Consider the following 19,975-nt stretch of genomic DNA (forward strand, 5'->3'; position numbering starts at 1 on the left):
GTCCACACAACCGTCCATGATCGACGGTGGCTGCCCTCGTTCCCACACCGCACCGAGCCACAGCTCAGCCAAGGTCAACAACCCCGGCTGGAGTACTAGACGATCTATTCCAGGGGTAGCTGACAGGTTCACTCAGCTGACCGGGGAGCTGTCCTTCGATGTCGGCGCTGGCGAGTGGGCCGACAACCTGGAGGACATCGAGGCCGGGACCTACGTCGAGCTGCTAGTGCCTCTGGCTGACGGCGCGGATTATGCGGACGCGGTGGAACTGCTGCGCGACGCTCGTGGGCTGCTACGCGAGGGCAACCTGCCCTCCGCGATCGGGCAGGCACGCAAGGCGCTGGAGCAGGTCCGCGAGTCATACGGGACGCAAAAGGTGTTTGCCGATGCGGTGAAGAAGACGCCACGGCAGCGCACCCTCGCCGAGCGGTGAGCCCTGCATGGCCGAGGACTTGTTTTCGACCATGAGCGGCGCCTGCCACAAGGACGACGTGACGAAGGAGTTCGAGTACACCCGGGAGGACCGCGCGACGCTGATCACCGCGACCGCAAGATTGCTCAAGCGGTTGTCCGCCGACCACGACTCGCTTTAGTTCCCTAGCCGGGTATGTCCTGCCGGGTCAACACACCCGAGGCTCAGGCGTCAGAGGCCGGGTGCTGCTGGTAGGCGGCCGAGGATCGGCATCGCTCGGAACGCCTCCGCGTACGCGGCGTTGATCCGGCGGCCATGCAGCTTCCCGAGCGCGTCGGCCATCGGCCCGAAGTGGTCGAGGATCGGCTGGGATGTGTGGGATCGGAGGGCGTCGAGCTTGGTGCGCCAGTGGGCGCTGACGTCGATGATGGTTGGCAGTTCGAGTGGGCGGCCGTGCTGGTCGAGGTTGTTGTAGCCGTCGCTGTGGTAGGCCCGCTTCGGGTGGCCAGTGGTGATGACGACGTTGGGTAGGGCGCTGAGGACCGCTTCGGCGCAGCGGCGGTGTTCGGGGTGGATGTCGTTTGTCGGGTGGGTGATCAGTACGTCGGGGCGGACTTCCCTGAGCACGGTGGCGACGGTCGAGACCGAGAGCTGGTCCATGAAGTAGAGGTCAGCCCCGAGGAGGTGCGCGCCGACTGTGGCCTCGGCGTCGCGGACTGCATCGTGGTGGGGAACGGCGATGACAGCTGTGCCTCCGTTACGGACGTGGCGGGCGATGGTGCCGCCTGCCCAGAGTTCGGCGTCGTCTGGATGCGCCATGACGGTGAGCAGGACGGGGGCGGACGTCACCACAGGCCCAGTTCCTCAACGACCTCCGCCGGTGTGGGCAGGAGTTGACTCCGCTGGCCGGTGGGGATGACGGGAACGTCCAGCTCGTGGTTGAGGCGGATCATGTCCCGCCATTTGCGGGCCAAGCCGAGCTGTTCCCGGACGAGGCGGCCACGTCCGGTGTCCAGACGGTCGGAGGTCGCCAGGTCGTCAAGAGTGAGGCCGTCGGCGAGGAGGGTGGCGGCGGTCTTGGCACCGATGCCGTGGATGCCCGGGATGTTGTCGGCGGGATCGCCGGTGAGCGCGCGGAAGTCTGCCCACTGAGCGGGGGTGACCTGGTGGCGGGCGAAGACGTCGGCGGGGCCGATGTAGCGCTTGCCGGGGTGCATCTTGGTGTGGAGGACGCGGACGCGGTCGTTGACGAGTTGGTAGTAGTCGCGGTCGCGGGACATGATCACGACCGGGCGGGGTGGCGGCGTGGTGTCGACGGACAATGGATCGAAGAGATCACCACCGAGGAACGGATCGCACCACAGACCATCCAGCGATACGAGACCAGCGCGCGCAACGCGATCCTGCCCGCCCTGGGCAACCTCCGGATCAGAGAAGCCAGCGTCGGGCGCCTGGATCGGTTCCTGCGCGACATCGCCAAGGACCGTCCCTCGGCAGCCAAAGGCGCGAAAGTCGTCCTGAGCCAGATGTTCGCCCTGGCCGTACGCCACGGCGCGATCCCCACCAACCCCGTACGCGACACCGGCCGGCTACGTAAACCTCGCCGCACCGTCGTCGCCCTCACCGACGAGAATCTCCAGGCCGTCCGTACGGCGATCCGCGACTGGCAGCGACCCATCCCCGGCAAGCCCGGACCACGGCACAGCGGCGATCTGGCCGACATCGTCGACCTCATGCTCGCCACCGGCGCCCGCATCGGCGAGATCCTCGCCCTGCGCTGGGAGGACCTCGACCTCGCCGCCGAACGCCTCACCCTGACGATCTGCGGCACGCTCGTCTTCGTCAAAGGCCGGGGCTTCTTCCGCCAACCCTGGACCAAAAGCGACGCCGGCTGGCGGATCGTCGTCCTACCCCGATTCGCCGTCGGCATGATCATGGCCCGCAAGCTCGTCGCCGCCGACAACCCCCACGACGCGATCTTCACCTCCCGACGCGGCACCTGGCTGTCACCCAACAACGTCCGCCGTCAGTGGCGTGAGGCTCGCGCCGACACCGACCTCGCCTGGGTCAACCCCCCACACCTTCCGCAAGACAGTCGCCACCCTCATCAAGGAAGAAACCGACACGAAGAGCGCCGCAGCCCAGCTGGGGCACTCCAGCGAGGAGGTCACCGCCACCTACTACATCGCCAAGCCCGCTCAAGCCCCGGACGTCTCGGACATCCTCGAGCGACTCGGCGCCGACCGCGGGCGACGTCCCACACCCGCAGTCCCCAACGATGCGCAGGGATGACGAACCTGGTTGCCGACCCCGGTAAATGGGGGGTTTTCGGGGGGGGCGGTTCAAAACCCCATAGACAAACTTAAAGCCCTGACCAGCGTTTCCGCTGGTCAGGGCTTTTTGTCTGTCGGGACGGCCGGATTCGAACCGACGACCCCTTGACCCCCAGTCAAGTGCGCTACCAAGCTGCGCCACGTCCCGCCCCCGCGTGGTTTCCCCCGCGGCAGCCGGTACAGCTTAGCGCAGCAGCCGGCGCCCTTCCGCGCAGGCCCCACCCCGGTGGCGGTACCACCTAACCACCCCACAACCCCTACGGCGTCCTAGGAAGATAGGGGTGGCTGGGCAGGAAAATGCCGGATGGGCAAAAACCCATCCGGCATTTTCTAAAGAACAGATCAGCCGTGCGCCTTGCCCCGCCCGCCGGGGCCGAGCTTCTTGCGCGGGCGGACCGAGATCTCGATCGGGCTGCCCTCGTACCCGAACTCCTCGCGGAGCTTGCGCTCGACGAAGCGCTGGTAGCCGGCGTCCAGCGGGCCCGTGGTGAAGAGCACGAACCGCGGCGGCGCCACCCCGGCCTGGGTGGCGAACAGGATCCGCGGCGCGCGCCCACCGCGCACCGGGTGCGGGGTGGCCTGCACCAGCGCGGTCAGCCACTGGTTGAGGTGCGCGGTCGGCACCCGGGTCTCCCAGCTGGCCAGCGCCTTGTTCAGCGCCGGGGCGAGCTTGTCGACGGCCCGGCCGGTCATCGCCGACAGGTTCAACCGGATCGCCCAGGGGATGCGGCGCAGCTCCCGGTCGATTTCCTTGTCGAGGTAGTACCGGCGGTCGGCGTCGACCAGGTCCCACTTGTTGAACGCGATGACCAGCGCACGGCCACTCTCGGTCACCATCGACAGGATCCGCTGGTCCTGCTCGCTGATCGGTTCGCTGGAGTCCAGCAGCACCACGGCCACCTCGGCGGCCTCGATGGCGGCGGCGGTACGCAGGCTGGCGTAGTACTCGGTGCCACTGGCCTTACCGACCCGCTTGCGCAGGCCGGCGGTGTCGACCAGCTGCCAGGTCTGGCCGCCGATCTCGACCAGGCTGTCCACCGGGTCGACTGTGGTGCCGGCGACCGAGTCGACGACCGCCCGCTCCTCACCGGAGAACCGGTTGAGCAGGCTGGACTTGCCCACGTTCGGGCGGCCGACCAGCGCCACCCGACGCGGCCCGCGCGGCCGGTTCTCCACGATCGCCGGCGCCTCGGGCAGCGCGGCGAGGATGGCGTCCAGCAGGTCGCCGGACCCTCGCCCGTGCAGCGCGGAGATGGGGAACGGTTCGCCGAGGCCGAGCGACCACAGCGAGGTGGCCTCCATCTCGATGGAGGTGTTGTCGGCCTTGTTCGCCACCAGGATCACCGGCTTGGCGCTGCGCCGCAGCATCTTCACCGCGGCCTCGTCCACGTCGGTGGAGCCCACCATCGCGTCGACCACGAAGAGCACCACGTCCGCGGTGACCACGGCGGTCTCGGCCTGCGCCGCGATGGCCGCGGCCCGGTCCTTCGCGTCCGGTTCCCAACCGCCGGTGTCCACCACGGTGAACGCCCGGCCGTTCCACTGGGCGTCGTACGGCACCCGGTCCCGGGTCACCCCGGGTACGTCCTCGACGACTGCCTGCCGGCGGCCGATGATCCGGTTGACCAGCGTGGACTTGCCCACATTGGGGCGACCGACGACGGCCACCACCGGCTGCGGGCCGGACGGTTCCTCGACGGCGACGTCTGGCTCACGCAGCTCGACCCATCCAGCACCCTCGCTCATGCCACGCCCCGTTCGGTGAGCAGGTCGCGCAGCCGGGCCACGACCTCGTCGATGCCCAGCTCGGTGGTGTCCAGCACCACCGCGTCCGGCGCCTGGGCGAGCGGGTTGACCTTGCGGGTCGAGTCGAGCCGGTCCCGGCGGGCCAGGTCGGCGGCGGTGGCCGTCACGTCGGCGGCGTCCTCGGCGCTGCGGCGGGCCGCCCGGGCCGCCTCGGAGGCGGTCAGGAAGACCTTCAGGTCGGCGTCCGGCGCCACGACCGAGCCGATGTCACGGCCCTCGACGACCATCCGGCCGGCGTTGGCGATCATCTCGCGCTGCCGGGCGACCAGCAGCTCGCGGACCGCCGGCACCGCGGCGACGGCGGAAACCGCCCCGGTCACCTCGGGACCGCGGATCTCCGCGTCCACGCTCACGCCGTCGGCGGTCACGCCGTACCCCTGGGGGTCGGTGCCGATGCGCAGGTCCACCTCGCCGGCGACCTTCGCCACCGACGCGGCGTCGGTGAGGTCGACGCCGGAGCGCAGCACGGCCCAGGTGATCGCCCGGTACATCGCCCCGGTGTCCAGGTAGCGCGCACCGATGCCAACGGCGAGCCGCCGCGAGACGGTGGACTTACCCGAACCGGACGGCCCATCCACAGCGACCACACATCGCCCGGCCCGTACGTTTTCCTCCACCGTGTCCTCCTCAGCCCGTACCTCACGGATCGCCCGGTGCTGGCGCCGCAAGCGGTTGTCCATCGTCATCAATCATGCCCGGGGCCCGTGGCGGACCCGCGCGCGACGCCGCCGGGGGCGACCCACGCCACCCGAGCGGCCACGCCTCGGCCGTTCCGGAGCCTACCGGCAGCCGTACCCCAAACTCGGGGGTCAGTCACCCACCGCGTTGAACAGCGCGGCGACCTCGGCGTTGGTCAACCGCCGGATCCGCCCGGTACGCAGGTCACCCAGCCGGATGGGCCCGATCGAGGTACGCACCAGCCGGGTGACCGGGTGTCCGACCTCCTCCATCAGCCGCCGGACGATGTGCTTGCGCCCCTCGTGCAGGCTCAGCTCCACCTGGGCGGTCTTACCCAGAGTGTCCACCACCTTGAACGAGTCGACCTTGACCGGCCCGTCCTCCAGCTCGACGCCGGCCAGCAGCCGCTTGCTCAGGTTGCGCGGGATCGGCCCGACCACCTCGGCGAGGTAGGTCTTCAGCACCTCGTACGAGGGGTGCATGAGCTTGTGCGCGAGAGTGCCGTCGTTGGTGAGCAGCAGCAGGCCCTCGCTGTCCGCGTCGAGCCGCCCAACGTGGTAGACCCGCTGCTCCACCCGGTTGCCGATGAACTCGGCCAGCTCGTTGCGTCCCTTGTCGTCCGCCATGGTGGTAACCACCCCGCGCGGCTTGTTCATCGCCACGTAGACCAGGCGAATGTCGACCTGGAGGCGCTCGCCGTCCACGTGGATCACCGCGGTGGCGGGGTCGACCTTGTCGCCCAGCTTGGCGACGCGCCCGTCCACCGTGACGCGGCGGCGGAAGATCAGGTCCTCGCAGGCGCGCCGGGAACCCACGCCAGCGGCGGCGAGCACCTTCTGCAGGCGCTCTGCCCCTTCGAAGACGGGGGGGTCGGGTTTCGGGGAACGGTTATCGGGTCGCATCGGCAAGCTCTTCTACGTCGTCGGGCAGGAAGGGTGCGAGTGGCGGCAGCTCGTCGACGGTGTTCAGCCCGAGCTTCTCCAGGAACAGCGTGGTGGTCCGGTAAAGGAACGCCCCGCTGTCCGGTTCGGTGCCGCACTCCTCGACAAGGCCGCGGGTAACCAGCGTACGGATGACCCCGTCGCAGTTCACACCCCGGATGGCCGAGATGCGCGATCGGGTCACCGGCTGCTTGTAGGCGACCACGGCGAGGGTCTCCAGCGCCGCCTGGGTCAGCCGCACGGACTGCCCGTCCAACACGAACCGTTCGACATAGGTCGCGTATTCCGGCCGGGTGTAGAGCCGCCAGCCGCCAGCCGCCCGGCGCAGCTCGAAACCGTGCCCGGCGGCGGTGTAACCGGCGGCGATCTCGTCGAGCATCGGCCCGACCCGCTCGGCCGGCTGTTCCAGCACCTGGGCCAGGACCAGCTCGCTGACCGGCTCGTCGACCACCAGCAGGATCGCCTCCAGCGCGCCGCGCAGCTCGGCGTCGGACAACTCCGGCGCGGGCTCCGGCGCGGCCGGCGCCCTTCGCCGCCCCACAACCGACCGAGGGGGTACGTCCCCAGCCACGCCCTCCCCCACGGCCCCGTCAGCCTCACCCGCGCCGGCCTCGCCGGCCTCCTCCGCGATCTTGGAAGATTCCGGCCCCGGGAGGGGCGGTTCGCTTCCAAGATCTCCGGCAGGGGTCGGCTCGGCGGTGCCGGGTGGGGACGGGATCAGCTCGCTGACAACGGGTGGGGACAGAGCCGGCTCGGGGGTGGCGGGTGGGGTCGGCTCGCCGTCGCGGTCGGCGTCGGCGTCGGGAGTGGCATCGGCGTCGGCGTCGGGGGTGGAGGCAGGCGGGCGGGGGCGTTCCCACGGGGGGATCCAGGCGGCGGCCTGGTCGGCCAGGGAGTCCCGGCGTTCCTCGTCACTCATCCCGCTCGCCCTCCGTCGTTCCCGTCTCGTCCGATCCGCCGGCTTGCCTCGCCCGCACCGGGTCCGGCTCCAGCTCGGCGACACCCGCCGGATCCAGCTCGGCGACACCCGCCGGATCCAGCTCCGCCGTACCCACCGAATCCAACTCGGCCGCACCCGCCGGCTCCGGGTCGGCCGGGGTGCCGGCGTACTCGTCGACGTGCAGGTCCGTGTCGCCGTCGGTCGGGCCGGTCCAGCGCACGGTCAGCTCTTCCAGAGCCTGCTCCTGCACGAAGGCCACCAACCCCTCCCGGTACAGCTCCAGCAGCGCGAGGAACCGGGCCACCACCTCCAGGGTGGCCTCGCAGTCGGCGCAGAGCAGCGAGAAGGTGGCGGTGCCGGCCCGGCGCAGCCGGGTGGCGAGGATCCCGGCGTGCTCCCGGACGCTGACCCGGACCATGTGTACGTGGGCGATGGAGACCTCCGGCACCGGCTTCGGGGTCATCGCCTTCACGGCCAGCTTCAACAGCCGCTGCGGGCCGATGCCGAGCACCAGGTCGGGCAGCGCCTCGGCGTACCGGGGCTCCAGGCTGACCGCCCGCGGATAGCGCCGACCGCCGACCGCCTCCAGCTCGGCGATGTGCGCCGCCGCCTCCTTGTACGCCTTGTACTGCAACAGCCGGGCGAAGAGCAGGTCCCGTGCCTCCAGCAGGGCGAGGTCCGCCTCGTCCTCTACCTCGGCGGCGGGCAGCAGCCGGGCCGCCTTCAGGTCGAGCAGGGTCGCGGCGATCAGCAGGAACTCGCTGGCCTCGTCGAGGTCCCACTTGTCGCCCATGGCCCGGATGTAGGCGATGAACTCGTCGGTGACCTTGTGCAGGGCCACCTCGGTGACGTCGAGTTTGTGTTTGCCGATCAGTTGCAGCAGCAGGTCGAACGGGCCGGTGAAGTTGGCCAGCCGCACGGTGAAGCCGGGGGCGCTCGGCGGGTCGGCGGGCAGTACGCCGTCGACCTCGGCGGCCAGCTCGGCGGCGACCGCCGGGGCGGCGGCCTCGTGCGGCCCGGCCGGCGGGTCGAGGGGTGGCGCGGTCACCGGACGACCGTAGTCCACGAGGCGGGCACCGGGCGTTCCGGCTACCGCTCCGACTGGGCGGCGATCACCTCACGGGCCAGTTGGCGGTAGTTGCGTGCCCCGGAGGACGCCGGGTCCAGTGTGGTGATCGGGGCACCGGCCACGGTGGACTCGGGGAACTTCACCGTCTTGGTGATGACCGTCTGGTAGACCTTGTCGCCGAACGCCTCGACGACCCTCTGCAGCACCTGCCGGCAGTGCGTGGTGCGGCTGTCGTACATGGTCGCGAGGATGCCCTCGAGCTCCAAGTCGAAGTTGAGCCGCTCGCGCACCTTGTCGATGGTGTCCAGCAGCAGCGCTACGCCGCGCAGGCTGAAGAACTCGCACTCGAGTGGGATGAGCACGCCGTGCGCGACGGTCAGCGCGTTGATCGCCAGGAGGCCGAGCGAGGGCTGGCAGTCGATCAGGATGTAGTCGTATTCCTTGCGGACCGTTCGCAGCACCCGGGCCAGCGCCATCTCCCGGGCGACCTCGTTGACGAGCTGGATCTCGGCGGCGGAGAGGTCGATGTTGGCCGGCAGCAGGTGCAGCCCCGCCACGTCGGTCTTGATCACGACGTCTTCGGCGACGATGTCGTCCTGCATGAGCAGGTTGTAGATGGACAGGTCGAGGTTGTGCGGGTTGACCCCCAGCCCCACCGAGAGCGCGCCCTGCGGGTCGAAGTCGACCAGCAGCACCTTGCGGCCGTACTCGGCCAGCGCCGCGCCCAGGTTGATGGTGGTGGTGGTCTTGCCGACGCCGCCCTTCTGGTTGGCCATCGCGATGATGCGCGCCGGGCCGTGCCGATCGGTGGGCATCGGCTCGGGGATCGGCTTGCGCATCGTGTATGCCGCCGGATCTGCCGGACCCAGGTCCGCACCGAGCGTGGCCTGCTGCTCGCGGAGCTCCGACGTCCAGGTCTCGGCACGGTCACCGTTGCCAGCCATGTGCTCGTTGCCCCCTCCCGACGACCCACCCGGCGTCGGAGCCGTCCGACGTCCTTCGCGGCGCCGCTGCGCACCCCGGTCGTGTCGCCCCAGGAGGTCCGCGCCGATGCCGACTGTACGCCACCGACCAGCAGGGGCTTCGGCACCGGCCCGGCGTGTCGGGACCGACCGCGACCGGGCTCAGCCCCGGGCACGCGGGTGGGCGGTGGCGTACACCTCGCGCAGCCGCTCGACGGTCACCAGTGTGTAGACCTGGGTGGTGGTCACCGACGCGTGCCCGAGCAGTTCCTGGACCACCCGCACGTCGGCGCCGCCGTCGAGCAGGTGGGTGGCGTACGAGTGGCGCAGGGTGTGCGGGGAGACCGCGGCGGGCCCGTCGACCGGCAGCCCGGCACGGCCGGCCGCGCGGCGCAGGATGGCCCAGGCGCCCTGCCGGGTCAACGCGCCGCCGCGGGCGTTGAGGAAGACCGCCGGGGTGCCCCGGCCGGCCGAGGCCAGCCCGGGCCGGGCCCGAACCAGGTAGGCGCGCACCGCCTGCACGGCGTAACCGCCGATCGGCACCAGGCGCACCCGGCCGCCCTTGCCGCGCAGCAGCACGGTGCCCTCGTCGGCGTCGAGGTCGTCGACCGCGGCGCCGACCGCCTCGGAGATCCGCGCGCCGGTGCCGTACAGGAATTCCAGCAGCGCCCGGTCGCGCAGCGCGAGCGGCGCGCCCTCGCCGCTCGCGGTGACCGGGCCGGCGGTCTCCAGCAGCCGGACCACGTCGTCGACCGGCAGCGCCCGGGGCAGCCGGCGCGGCGGGGTGGGTGGGCGGACGTCGCGGCTGGGGTCGGCCCCGGCCAGCCCCTCGCGCAGCGCGAAGCGGTGCAGGCCGCGTACCGCGCTGGCCGCGCGGGCGGCGGAGGAGACCGCCAGCGGCGGGTGCGCGTCGTCGCCGGCGCGCAGCCGGGCCAGGTGCGATTCGACGACGCCGGCGCCGACCGACGCGAGGTCGGTGATGTCGGCGTCCACCAGGGTGGTGAGGTAGCGGTCCAGGTCCCGGCGGTACGAGGCGAGGGTGTTGGCGGACAGGCCCCGCTCGACGGTGAGGTGGTCGAGGTAGCCGCGGACGGCACGGCGCAGGGCCGGCGCGGGCTGCTCGCCCGCGCCGGCCCCGTCCGCGATGCCGGTCAGCCCGCCGCCGCTCAGGCCAGCACGTCGGCCAGCGGGAGCACGTCCATGCCGTGCGACTCGGCGACCGGGCCGTAGGTCACCCGGCCGTCGTGGGTGTTCAGGCCCAGCGCCAGCGCCGGGTCGCGACGCAGCGCCTCGCGCCAGCCCTGGTTGGCCAGCTCCAGCGCGTACGGCAGGGTGACGTTGGTCAGCGCGTAGGTGCTGGTGTTCGGCACCGCGCCGGGCATGTTCGCCACGCAGTAGAAGATCGACTCGTGCACCTTGTAGACCGGGTCGGCGTGCGTGGTGGGGCGCGAGTCCTCGAAGCAGCCACCCTGGTCGATGGCGATGTCGACCAGCACGCTGCCCGGCTTCATCCGGGAGACCAGCTCGTTGGAGATCAGGGTCGGCGCCTTGGCGCCGGGCACCAGCACCGCGCCGATGACCAGGTCCGCGTCGAGCACGGCCCGCTCGATCTCGTACGCGTTGGAGGCGACGGTCTGCAGGTGGCCCCGGTAGATGGCGTCGGCCTGGCGCAGCCGGGCGACGTTCTTGTCCAGCAGCAGCACCTCGGACTGCAGGCCCAGCGCGATCACGGCGGCGTTCATGCCGGACACGCCGGCGCCGATGACCACGGTCTTGGCCGCGTACACCCCGGAGACGCCGCCGGGCAGCACGCCGCGCCCACCGCCGGTGCGCATCATGTAGAAGGCGCCCACCTGCGGGGCGAGCCGGCCGGCCACCTCGGACATCGGGGCGAGCAGCGGCAACGACCGGTCGGGCAGCTCGACGGTCTCGTACGCGATGCCGGTGACCTTCCGGTCGATCAGCGCGTCGGTGCACTCCTTGGAGGCGGCCAGGTGCAGGTAGGTGAAGAGCACCTGCCCCTCGCGCATCCGGTGGTACTCCTCGGCGATCGGCTCCTTGACCTTGAGCACCAGCTCGGCGGTCTCCCACACCTCGTCGGCGGTGGCGAGGATCTTGGCGCCCGCCGTGGCGAACTCCTCGTCGCTGATGCTGGAGCCGATGCCGGCGCCGGACTCGACGAAGACCTGGTGACCGCTGCGGGTGAATTCGTTGACGCCCGCCGGCGTGATCGCCACGCGGTACTCGTGGTTCTTGACCTCGCGCGGGATTCCGACCTTCACGATGCAGACACCTCTCTTCGGGGCTGCTCTCCCCCGACTGCTCGGTGCCGCGACGGCCCCGTTGCCACCGCGGTCCACCGGTCCCGCCGGCGGCAGTCTAGGCGCGCCCGACCCCGCCGCGGGCCAGCACAGTGGCATCCGGTGCCGGGGTGACCTGACGGAGTGTCAGGGCATCGACCGGGTCGGCGGTGGGGGGCAACCTCAGCCGTCAGGACAATGTTCGCCCATTATCGTCCCATCTGGTGGGTCCCGCTGCGGACAGCGGGCGAGTGGATCACTAATGTGTCGGCCCATGACCACTCCTCCTTACCAGCCGGGGTACCCCCAGGGCGTCTCCGACAAGAGCAAGGTCGTCGCGGGCGTCCTCGGCATCCTGCTCGGCTTCTTCGGCGCCGGTCGGTTCTACATCGGCGACATCAAGATCGGTGTGCTGCAGCTCGTCGTGAGCGTGTGCACCCTCGGCTTCGGCAGCATCTGGGGCCTCATCGACGGCATCCTCATCCTGGTCAACGGCGGCACGGACGCGCAGGGCCGGCCGCTGCGCGACTGATTGACCGGACCAGGACAAGGGCCCCGCGGCACGCGTGCCGCGGGGCCCTTTCGCGCGTACCCCTCGCCGGTGCCGCCCGGGTGCGGTCCGGCGGCGACCTCTCAGCGCGGCAGCGGTGCGTCCGCGCGACGCAGCGCCGACCAGCCGGTGTCCCGGGCGCGGGCCGCGGCCAGCAGCCCGGCCACCGCGGAGGCGTTGGTGATCTCGCCGGCCAGGACCATGCCGACGGCCTCGTCCAGGTCGATCCGCACGACCTGGAGGTCGGCCTCCTCGTCCCGGCGGTCGTGGCGCTCGCCGGCCGGCACGTCGGCCAGGTCCCGGGCCAGGTAGACCCGGACCATCTCGTCGGTGAACCCGGGCGAGCTGTGCAGGTCGACCAGGACGTCGATCCGCCCGGCGGTGAGGTCGGCCTCCTCGGCCAACTCCCGCAGCGCGGCGGCCGGCAACTCCTCGCCGGACACGTCCATGAGCCCGGCCGGCAACTCCCACAGGTGCCGGCCGACCGGATGCCGGTACTGGCGGATCAGCACCACCTGGCCGGCGTCGTCGAGCGCCACCACGGCCACCGCCCCGACATGCCGGACGAGGTCACGCATCGCGGTCCCGCCGCCCGGCATGGTCACCTCCTCGCTGACCACGGCGAAGATCCGGCCCTGGTAGCGCTCCTCGCGCGAGCGCACCTGGTAGCGGTGCTCGACGGCGCTTCGCGCCGCGCCGCTGTGCCCGTTGGCCCGCTCGCCGCCCTCGCTCACGACGCGGACGACGCCTTCGTCGCGGCGCCGTTGCGGGCGGCCCGACGCGCCGTCGGGGCCTCCGTCGCCGCGTCCAGGTCGACCGGAAGCTGGTCGGCCTGCGAGTACGCCACGGCGGCCTTGACGAACGAGGCGAACAGCGGGTGCGGGCGGGTGGGGCGGCTCTTCAGCTCCGGGTGCGCCTGGGTGGCCACGAAGAACGGGTGCAGACCCCGGTCCAGCTCGATGAACTCGACCAGCCGGCCGTCCGGCGAGGTGCCGGAGATGTGCAGGCCCGCCTTGGTCAGCGCGTCCCGGTAGGCGTTGTTCACCTCGTACCGGTGCCGGTGCCGCTCGCTGATGTCGGTGCTCCCGTACGCCTCGGCGACGATCGAGCCCTCGGTCAGCGTCGCCGGGTACGCGCCGAGCCTCATCGTGCCGCCCAGGTCGCCCTTGCCGGCGACGATGTCCTCCTGGTCGGCCATCGTGGCGATGACCGGGTGCGCGGCCTGCTCGTCGAACTCCAGCGAGTTCGCGCCGTCCAGGCCGGCCAGGTGCCGGGCCACGTCGATGGTCATGCACTGCAGGCCGAGGCAGAGGCCGAGCAGCGGGATGCCGTTCTCCCGGGCGTACCGGGCGGTGCCGATCTTGCCCTCGATGCCGCGCACCCCGAAACCGCCGGGGATGAGGATGCCGTCCACGCCCGCCAGGGCCGCCGCGGCGCCGGCCGGGGTGACGCACTCGTCGCTGGGCACCCAGCGCAGCTGCACCCGGGCGCGGTGGCCGAACCCGGCCGCCCGGATCGCCTCGCTCACCGACAGGTACGCGTCGGGCAGGTCGACGTACTTGCCGACCACCGCGACGGTGACCGTGTGCCGGGGCCGGTGCACCCGCTCCAGCAGGTCGTCCCAGCTGGTCCAGTCCACGTCCCGGAAGGAGAGCCCGAGCCGGCGCACCACGTACGCGTCCAGCCCCTCGCGGTGCAGCACCTTCGGGATGTCGTAGATGCTCGGCGCGTCCGGCGCGGCGACGACCGCCTCGGCGTCCACGTCGCAGTAGAGCGACAGCTTCTCCTTGAGCTTCTCCGGGATCTCCCGGTCGCAGCGCAGCACGATGGCGTCCGGCTGGATGCCGATGTTGCGCAGCTGAGCCACCGAGTGCTGGGTCGGCTTGGTCTTCAGCTCACCCGACGGCGCCAGATACGGCACCAACGAGACGTGCAGGTAGAAGCAGTTGTCCCGGCCAAGGTCGTGGCGGACCTGGCGGATCGCCTCCAGGAACGGCAGCGACTCGATGTCGCCGACCGTGCCGCCGACCTCCGTGATCACCACGTCGGGGACGTGGCCGTCGTCGTCCGGGTCGCCCATCGCCAGGATCCGGGACTTGATCTCGTTGGTGATGTGCGGGATGACCTGGACGGTGTCGCCCAGGTACTCGCCGCGCCGCTCCTTGGCGATCACGTCGGAGTAGATCTGGCCCGTGGTGACGTTCGCCTTGCCGGACAGCGCCCGGTCCAGGAAACGCTCGTAGTGCCCGACGTCGAGGTCGGTCTCGGCGCCGTCCTCGGTGACGAAGACCTCGCCGTGCTGGAACGGGTTCATCGTTCCCGGGTCGACGTTGAGGTAGGGGTCGAGCTTCTGCATCACGACGCGCAGCCCGCGCGCGGTCAACAGGTTGCCGAGGCTGGAGGCGGTGAGGCCCTTACCCAGCGAGGAGGCGACGCCCCCGGTGACGAAAATGTGCCTGGTCGTCCGTGCTGATGGGGCCAAGGCCTGCTCCCGTGTCGTCTGTCGCGGTCATGCAGACCGCCGTGCTTGATCAGCAAAGTGATCACGCGATCCACGGGATTCCACGGTAACACCTCCCGGACGGGTACTCGCAGGCCGCACCCGGGTGCGACACCTCGGGGCACCACGACGGCGTCCCGGCACTCAGGGGGCGGCAACCTCGGTCGATGATCGGGTGACCTGCCGGGGCGGCCGCGCCACCGTCGGCGCGGTGTCCGAGGGGTCGGCCTCCGACGGGTCGGCCGGTCGTTGCGCCGGCGCCGCCGGGGCGTCCGGCTCCGGGGTGTCCGGGTCGTCGGGCGCGCTTTCCGCCGGCGTGGCCGCGTCCGGGGGTCGCCCGGCCTTTCCTGGTGGGCCGGCGGGCGGGCCGCTGATCGGGCGGGGATGAACCGCGCCCAGGGGCCCACCACCGCCGGTCGGGCCGTCACCGCCACCAGCCGGCCCGGTCCCGCCGAAGCCGGAATCGTCGTCGGCGCCGTCGTCGCGGGCACGCCCCCCGCCCGGGCGGGTGCGGTCCGCGGCGTGCCGGAGCACCCGCAGCGAGGCCAGCGCGGCCACCGGCACCACCACCGCGGCGGCGGCCCCCGCGATGTCCAGCGCCGCGCCGTCGAGCACGCCACCGAGCACCGCGGCGACCGCGGTACCGGCCAGCGCGGCCCGGACGGCCGGGTAGATGCCGAACAGTCGCGTCAGCCCGCCCCACGGCTGCAACAGGGCGAACCACACCAGCAGGCCACCGGCCAGAGCCAGCAGGGTCAGCGGGCTGTTGACCAGCGTCTCGAAGTTCGCGGCGCTGGACCGGTGCACGGTGAACCCGCCGGTGCCGTCGCCCACGGCGGACAGGAACCGACCCAGGCTGCCCCGCTCCGCCGCCGGACGGCGCAGGTCCACCACGGCGAAGCCGATGCCGACCGCCAGGGCGGCCATGGTGGCCCAGGCCAGCCTGCTGATCGTCAGCCAGCCGCCGGCGCTGATCGCGGCGGCCACGCTCAGCCCGGCGGTCAACGCGATCGCGCCGACCGGATCGGCGCCCAGGTACGGGCTGCCGACCACCACGACGGCGAGACCACCGACGGCCACCATCACCGCCGGCCGCCAGGTGCGGTGCACCCGCTGGGCGAGCCAGCCCGCGCTCAGCAGCGCGCCGGCGAGGAACACCCCCAACCCGACCGTGCTCAGGCCGGAGTACCGGCCACCCTGCAACGCGGAGTAGCCGACCACGCCGTTGAGCTGGAGACGGGCCCCGGTGAGCACGTCCAACCCGACGACGAGGGTGGTGAGGCCGGCCACCGCGCCGAACGGGCCGAGGGTGCCCGCGTACCCGGGGACGAACCGGACCGCCGCGGTGCCGGCCGCCACCAGCAGCGCGGTGACCCCGGCGAAGATCCAACCTGAATGCTCGCCGCGCCACCACGGCACCGCGTCGGCGAGCAGCGCCGCCGGCACGGTCAACGCCGCGGCCACCAGCAGCAGCTCCACCACCGCCACGACCCGCGCGGGCGCCGGCGTCGGCCCCGCCGGCCCGGCGTGCGGGCGGGCCCGACGCAGCAGCGGCAGCACCGCGAGGGCCAGCAGGACCTGCAACCCGGCGAGCAGGGTGAAGAACCGGCCGGAGACGGTCCGCTGCGCGGCCGCCTCCTGGTCCGCGTCGGCCGGCACGGTGATCGCCTCGGCCAGGTCGGCCGGGCGGCCGCCGGTGCTGACCGCCGGCCGGCCGAGGAAGAGCCGCTCCGGCATCGGCCGGCCCAGCGCGGCCAGCGCGGTCGGCGCGAGGTCGACAAGTTGCAGGTAGCCGTCCCGGCCGGTGCTGGCCGAGGTGAGCCAGCCCCGCTCCCAGCCCGGCCCGTCGGCCACCGCCACGTGCAGTCGGGACGGCTGGGCGGTGTCGGAGACCCCGGCGACCAGCACCAGTGAACGCGGCGGCCGGGCGGCCAGCACCCGGGCCAGCTGGGCGTCCGCCGAGCGGGCCGCCGCGGCGCGCGCCGCCGGGTCGGTCCCGTCGACCGTGCCGAGGTCGACGATGCTCAGCACGCACGAGCCGAGCAGCGCGCGCGGATCGGCCGGCAGCCCCGACGCGTACCGGTCGACCCGGCCGAACGGTCGGGCGGCGGCCACCGCCGCACCCGGACCGACCGCGACCGAGCAGCGCACCGACTCCGACAGCGACCCGGGCATGGTGTCCCAGGGCAGCCGCTGCTGGTTGTACTGGACCACGCTCTCCTGATCGGGCAGGTTCGCGCCGATGCCGTCCGGCTGCTCCACAACCACCCCGGCCGGCGGGCAGCCACCGGCCGACCGGCTGCCGTTCCACGCGGCGAAGCTGCCCGCGCCCAGGGTCAACCAGCCGTCCACCGGACAGGTGGGCCGGTGCGCGGAGCGCACCGACAGCGAGCCGATCGAGCCGTCCTGGGCCATCCGCCACAGCGTCGGAGTGGTCTGCGGATCCACGTCCTCCCAGCGCAGCCCCGCGATCCCGGCGAGCACCACGAAGTCAGCGGTGCGCTCCGGACTGCCCTGCGGCGGACGCGCGGACAGCGCGGTGACGCCCAACGCCACCACGAGCACGGTCAACAGGGCGGGGGCGAGTCGGCGCAGCATCACCGGTGTCCCGTCATCGGGGCGTCGGAATCCGGGGTCGCCGGGCCGGTGGGCGTCGCTGCCAACTCGGCGTAGAGGGCCGCCAACGCGGCCACGGTGTCCGCCTCGGTGGGCCACGTCGCCGCCCGCTCGGCGCCGCGCCGGCCCAGCTCGGCCCGGGCCGCCGGGTCGTCGAGCAACACGCGCACCGCCGCGTCGACGGCGTCCACGTCGCCGGCGGGGACCAGCGCGGCGGCATCGCCGACCAGCTCCGGCAGCCCGCCGACCGCGGTGGCCACCAGCGGTACGCCGGCCCGCAGCGCCTCCTGGGCGAAGAGCTGCCGGGCCTCCCAGTCGCTGGTCACCACCGCGAGGTCGGCGCCGGCGAGCAGGTCGGCCACGTCCGTGCGGTGCCCCAGCAGGGTCACCGGGGCGCGGGCCGCCGAGGTCCGGGCGGCCAGCGGCAGGTAGGCCGGGCCACTGCCGGCGATCACCACGACCGGCGGTGGAGTACGGGTACGCCAGCGGGCCGCCGCGTCGATCAGCACGTCGTACCGCTTCTGCGGGTGCAGCCGGCCCACCGAGACGATCAGCGGCTGGTCCGGGCGGACACCGAACTCGGCCCGCACGGCGGCGGGGCGTCGACGCGGCGCGGGCAGCGTCGGCGCGGCGACCGGGGCGAGCCGGGCGTCAGCGGCACCCAGCGCGGCGGCCCGTTCCACCAGGTCCGCGGAGGCCCCGAGGGCCACCCGGGCGCCCCGGGCCACCACCCGCTCGGCGAGCCGGGACATCCCGCCCCGCAACCCGCCGGCGAGCACCGCGTTGTGCCAGGTCACGACCAGCGGGGCGGCCGGACGGGCCAGCACGGCCACCAGCCCGGCGCGCAGACCGTGCGCGTGCACCACGTCGACCCGGGCGGCGGCGAGCGCCCGGCGCAGGGCGAGCACCGCGCGAGCGTCGGCCGGCGTCGGGCTGGCCGGAATCTCCACCGGCTGGAAACGCGCGCCGACCCCGGCGAAGTCGAACTGCTCCTGCGTCGCCGCCGGCCCACACACCAGCACGGTGGCACCGGCCGCGACGAGCCCGCGCGCCACCGAGCGGACGTGCTGGCCGACCCCGCCGGTGCTGGAGGCGAGCACCATCGCAACGCTGCCCGACCATCCGGTGGGCAGGACGGGCTGAGACGGCTCACTCCTCGCGCTCACCGGACCACCGTCTCCTTCCCGTCGTCCTGCTCGGGGGGACCGCGCCCGGCGTCGGCGTGCCGGCCCCGTCCCGCGACCCGCGCCGTCCCGCCCGGCCCAGACGCCGCAGCACCCCGGCCAGCAGCGGCCGTACGTCCCGCCGGTCGACGAACCAGACCACGGCGAGGAACACGACCCCAACCAGAACCCCGGACAGCATGCCCTGACCGAGTGCCGCCACCATCGTCGGGGTGCCGCCGCCCGGCGTGTCGAACCACCGGGTGAGGCCGAGCCCGGCGAGCGCGGCGAGCACTGCGGCCAGAGCGCCTGCCGCGCCGGCCCGGGTCGCGCCGGCCAACGCCGTACGGCCGGCGCCGCGCCACACCGCCGCGAGCAGCAGCGCCCCGAGCACCAGCATTCCCACCGAGTTCGCTGCCGTCACCGCGAGTACCCGATCCCGCAGCGGCAGCAGCACGCCGAGCAACAGGACGGCGGCGGGAACCACCAGCCAGCCGACCGCCGTGGCGACGGTTGCCGCCCGGGTTGCCCCCCGGGCGTAGAGCGCCCGGGTGAGCACCGCGAAGAGGCCGTAGCCGAGCAGACCCGGCGCGAACCCGATGATCGCGGCGGCGGCGGTCGAGGCGGTGGCCGCGTTGCTGAAGAAGACCTGCCCGATCGACCCGGCGGTGCCAATCAACGCGGCCGCGCCGAGGCAGCTGAACAGGAGCACCCCACGCACGGCCGGGGCGAGGGTCGCCCGGTAGGTGTCCTCGTCCCCGGCGGCGCGGGCGGCGGCCAGGGTCGGGTACGCGGCGATGGCCAGCGGCACGGTCAGCACCGCCCAGGGCAGCAGATAGACGGTCTGCGCCAGGTTGTACACCCCAGGGTTGGTCTGCGCGCCGTAGGTGACCTGGTGAAGGCTGACGATCAGCGCGATCTGCTGCGTGGTGACGGTGACCGCGCCAGCCACTGCCAGGCCCCCGACCCGGGCCCGCGCGTCGGAGGGGAACCCGAACCCGGGCCGCAACCGCAGGCGCAGCCGCCGCATCGGAATCAGCAGCGACAGCGACAGCACCACCACGCCGAGGGTGGTACCGGCCGAGAGCAGCAGCTCGCCGCCGGGAGTCACCCCGCCGACCGTGGCCAGTCGGCCCTGGGTCGAGGTGAACCCCAGGTAGACGACGATCACGGTGAGGCTGGACAGCAGCGGGGCTAGCACCGGCCAGGCGAAGCGTCGGTGCGCCTGGAGCACCCCGGTGAGCACGATGCCGACGCCGTACAGCGGCAACTGCGGGGCGAAGACCCGCAGCATCCGGGTCCCGCTCTGCTGCTGGGCGGCGGTCAGGCCGTCGCCCAGCGCCCCGATCACCGGCCCGGCCAACAGCACGACCAGCAGCGCGAGCGGCACCAGCAGAGCCAGCGTCCAGGTCAGCAACGCCCCGGTGGTCCGGGCCACCGCCGTCCGGTCGCCGGCGGCGACCGCACCGGCCAGCAGCGGTACGACCAGGCTGGCCAGCGCTCCCCCGGCGACAATCTCGAAGATGAAGTTCGGCACCGCGTTGGCCACCACGTAGGCGCCGCCGAGGTCGGTGGGCGCCAGGCTCCAGGTGAACACGGCGGTACGGCCGAAGCCGGCGAGCCGGCTGAGCACGGTGAGGACGGCGATGAGCGCGGCTGCCCCGGCCAGCCGGCCGGCGCCGGCGAGGGGTGCCGGTCTGGTCAC

At 72.8% G+C, this 19,975-nt stretch carries 16 protein-coding genes, 1 tRNA gene and 3 pseudogenes; 4 read left to right on the forward strand and 16 right to left on the reverse strand.

The window, feature by feature from the left end:
- Nucleotides 1–433, forward strand: a pseudogene (locus tag ABZU69_RS34670) (hypothetical protein); the annotation flags it as partial.
- Nucleotides 434–440: 7 nt separating this feature from the next.
- Nucleotides 441–593 (forward strand): hypothetical protein, encoded by a 153-nt coding sequence (locus tag ABZU69_RS34675; protein WP_354968486.1) that lies wholly within the window; start codon nucleotides 441–443, stop codon nucleotides 591–593.
- Between the two features lie 50 nt (nucleotides 594–643).
- Here the strand turns inward: ABZU69_RS34675 and ABZU69_RS34680 are convergent, their stop codons facing one another.
- A complete protein-coding gene (locus ABZU69_RS34680) occupies nucleotides 644–1,261 on the reverse strand; it encodes a PIG-L deacetylase family protein (protein WP_354968487.1) in 618 nt (205 codons plus the stop codon).
- Nucleotides 1,258–1,692, reverse strand: a complete 435-nt coding sequence (locus ABZU69_RS34685; protein ID WP_354968488.1) for a 5'-3' exonuclease H3TH domain-containing protein — start codon at nucleotides 1,690–1,692, stop codon at nucleotides 1,258–1,260. The genes ABZU69_RS34680 and ABZU69_RS34685 overlap by 4 nt, the downstream gene beginning before the upstream one ends.
- Before the next feature lie 42 nt (nucleotides 1,693–1,734).
- On the opposite strand from ABZU69_RS34685, the pseudogene ABZU69_RS34690 reads away from it, so the two are divergent.
- Nucleotides 1,735–2,704 (forward strand): annotated as a pseudogene (locus ABZU69_RS34690) (tyrosine-type recombinase/integrase); the annotation flags it as partial.
- A 115-nt stretch (nucleotides 2,705–2,819) separates the two neighbouring features.
- Here ABZU69_RS34690 and ABZU69_RS34695 read toward each other — a convergent pair.
- The 9 genes from ABZU69_RS34695 to ald form a co-directional block, all read right to left on the reverse strand.
- Nucleotides 2,820–2,893: transfer RNA gene (locus ABZU69_RS34695), tRNA-Pro, on the reverse strand.
- Between the two features lie 194 nt (nucleotides 2,894–3,087).
- Nucleotides 3,088–4,491 (reverse strand): ribosome biogenesis GTPase Der, encoded by a 1,404-nt coding sequence (gene der, locus ABZU69_RS34700; RefSeq protein ID WP_354968489.1) that lies wholly within the window; start codon nucleotides 4,489–4,491, stop codon nucleotides 3,088–3,090.
- Nucleotides 4,488–5,168 (reverse strand): (d)CMP kinase, encoded by a 681-nt coding sequence (cmk, locus tag ABZU69_RS34705; protein WP_354968509.1) that lies wholly within the window; start codon nucleotides 5,166–5,168, stop codon nucleotides 4,488–4,490. Before cmk ends, der begins: the two co-directional genes overlap by 4 nt.
- Before the next feature lie 192 nt (nucleotides 5,169–5,360).
- The gene (locus ABZU69_RS34710; protein ID WP_354968490.1) at nucleotides 5,361–6,131 is read right to left on the reverse strand and encodes a pseudouridine synthase; all 771 of its coding nucleotides are present in this window, start codon (nucleotides 6,129–6,131) and stop codon (nucleotides 5,361–5,363) included.
- Nucleotides 6,118–7,089 carry an SMC-Scp complex subunit ScpB gene (gene scpB, locus ABZU69_RS34715; protein WP_354968491.1) on the reverse strand — a complete coding sequence of 324 codons (972 nt, stop codon included), beginning with the start codon at nucleotides 7,087–7,089 and terminating at the stop codon, nucleotides 6,118–6,120. The genes ABZU69_RS34710 and scpB overlap by 14 nt, the downstream gene beginning before the upstream one ends.
- Nucleotides 7,082–8,158, reverse strand: coding sequence for a segregation/condensation protein A (locus ABZU69_RS34720; RefSeq protein ID WP_354968492.1), 1,077 nt, complete (start codon nucleotides 8,156–8,158; stop codon nucleotides 7,082–7,084). The genes scpB and ABZU69_RS34720 overlap by 8 nt, the downstream gene beginning before the upstream one ends.
- Before the next feature lie 41 nt (nucleotides 8,159–8,199).
- Nucleotides 8,200–9,123, reverse strand: coding sequence for an AAA family ATPase (locus ABZU69_RS34725; protein WP_354968493.1), 924 nt, complete (start codon nucleotides 9,121–9,123; stop codon nucleotides 8,200–8,202).
- A gap of 180 nt (nucleotides 9,124–9,303) precedes the next feature.
- Nucleotides 9,304–10,287 carry a site-specific tyrosine recombinase XerD gene (locus tag ABZU69_RS34730; RefSeq protein WP_354968510.1) on the reverse strand — a complete coding sequence of 328 codons (984 nt, stop codon included), beginning with the start codon at nucleotides 10,285–10,287 and terminating at the stop codon, nucleotides 9,304–9,306.
- A 20-nt stretch (nucleotides 10,288–10,307) separates the two neighbouring features.
- Nucleotides 10,308–11,423: an alanine dehydrogenase gene (ald, locus tag ABZU69_RS34735; protein ID WP_074318651.1), complete on the reverse strand. Its 1,116-nt coding sequence runs from the start codon at nucleotides 11,421–11,423 to the stop codon at nucleotides 10,308–10,310.
- Nucleotides 11,424–11,715: 292 nt separating this feature from the next.
- On the opposite strand from ald, the gene ABZU69_RS34740 reads away from it, so the two are divergent.
- Complete coding sequence (locus tag ABZU69_RS34740; protein WP_084757735.1) at nucleotides 11,716–11,973, forward strand: TM2 domain-containing protein; 258 nt, start codon at nucleotides 11,716–11,718, stop codon at nucleotides 11,971–11,973.
- A gap of 101 nt (nucleotides 11,974–12,074) precedes the next feature.
- Here ABZU69_RS34740 and ABZU69_RS34745 read toward each other — a convergent pair whose 3' ends face one another.
- The 5 genes and pseudogenes from ABZU69_RS34745 to ABZU69_RS34765 all read right to left on the reverse strand — a co-directional run bounded on the left by ABZU69_RS34745 (nucleotide 12,075) and on the right by ABZU69_RS34765 (nucleotide 19,975).
- Nucleotides 12,075–12,725: an NUDIX hydrolase gene (locus ABZU69_RS34745; protein WP_354968494.1), complete on the reverse strand. Its 651-nt coding sequence runs from the start codon at nucleotides 12,723–12,725 to the stop codon at nucleotides 12,075–12,077.
- Nucleotides 12,722–14,473 carry a CTP synthase gene (locus tag ABZU69_RS34750; RefSeq protein WP_074318649.1) on the reverse strand — a complete coding sequence of 584 codons (1,752 nt, stop codon included), beginning with the start codon at nucleotides 14,471–14,473 and terminating at the stop codon, nucleotides 12,722–12,724. Before ABZU69_RS34750 ends, ABZU69_RS34745 begins: the two co-directional genes overlap by 4 nt.
- A 162-nt stretch (nucleotides 14,474–14,635) precedes the next feature.
- Nucleotides 14,636–17,089: a hypothetical protein gene (locus ABZU69_RS34755; RefSeq protein WP_354968495.1), complete on the reverse strand. Its 2,454-nt coding sequence runs from the start codon at nucleotides 17,087–17,089 to the stop codon at nucleotides 14,636–14,638.
- Complete coding sequence (locus ABZU69_RS34760) at nucleotides 17,089–18,210, reverse strand: glycosyltransferase family 4 protein (RefSeq protein WP_354968511.1); 1,122 nt, start codon at nucleotides 18,208–18,210, stop codon at nucleotides 17,089–17,091. Before ABZU69_RS34760 ends, ABZU69_RS34755 begins: the two co-directional genes overlap by 1 nt.
- Before the next feature lie 59 nt (nucleotides 18,211–18,269).
- A pseudogene (locus tag ABZU69_RS34765) lies at nucleotides 18,270–19,975 on the reverse strand (lipid II flippase MurJ).

It is taken from the genome of Micromonospora sp. NPDC005206 (genome assembly GCF_040608175.1).
In the GTDB taxonomy this organism is placed as follows: Bacteria; Actinomycetota; Actinomycetes; order Mycobacteriales; family Micromonosporaceae; genus Micromonospora.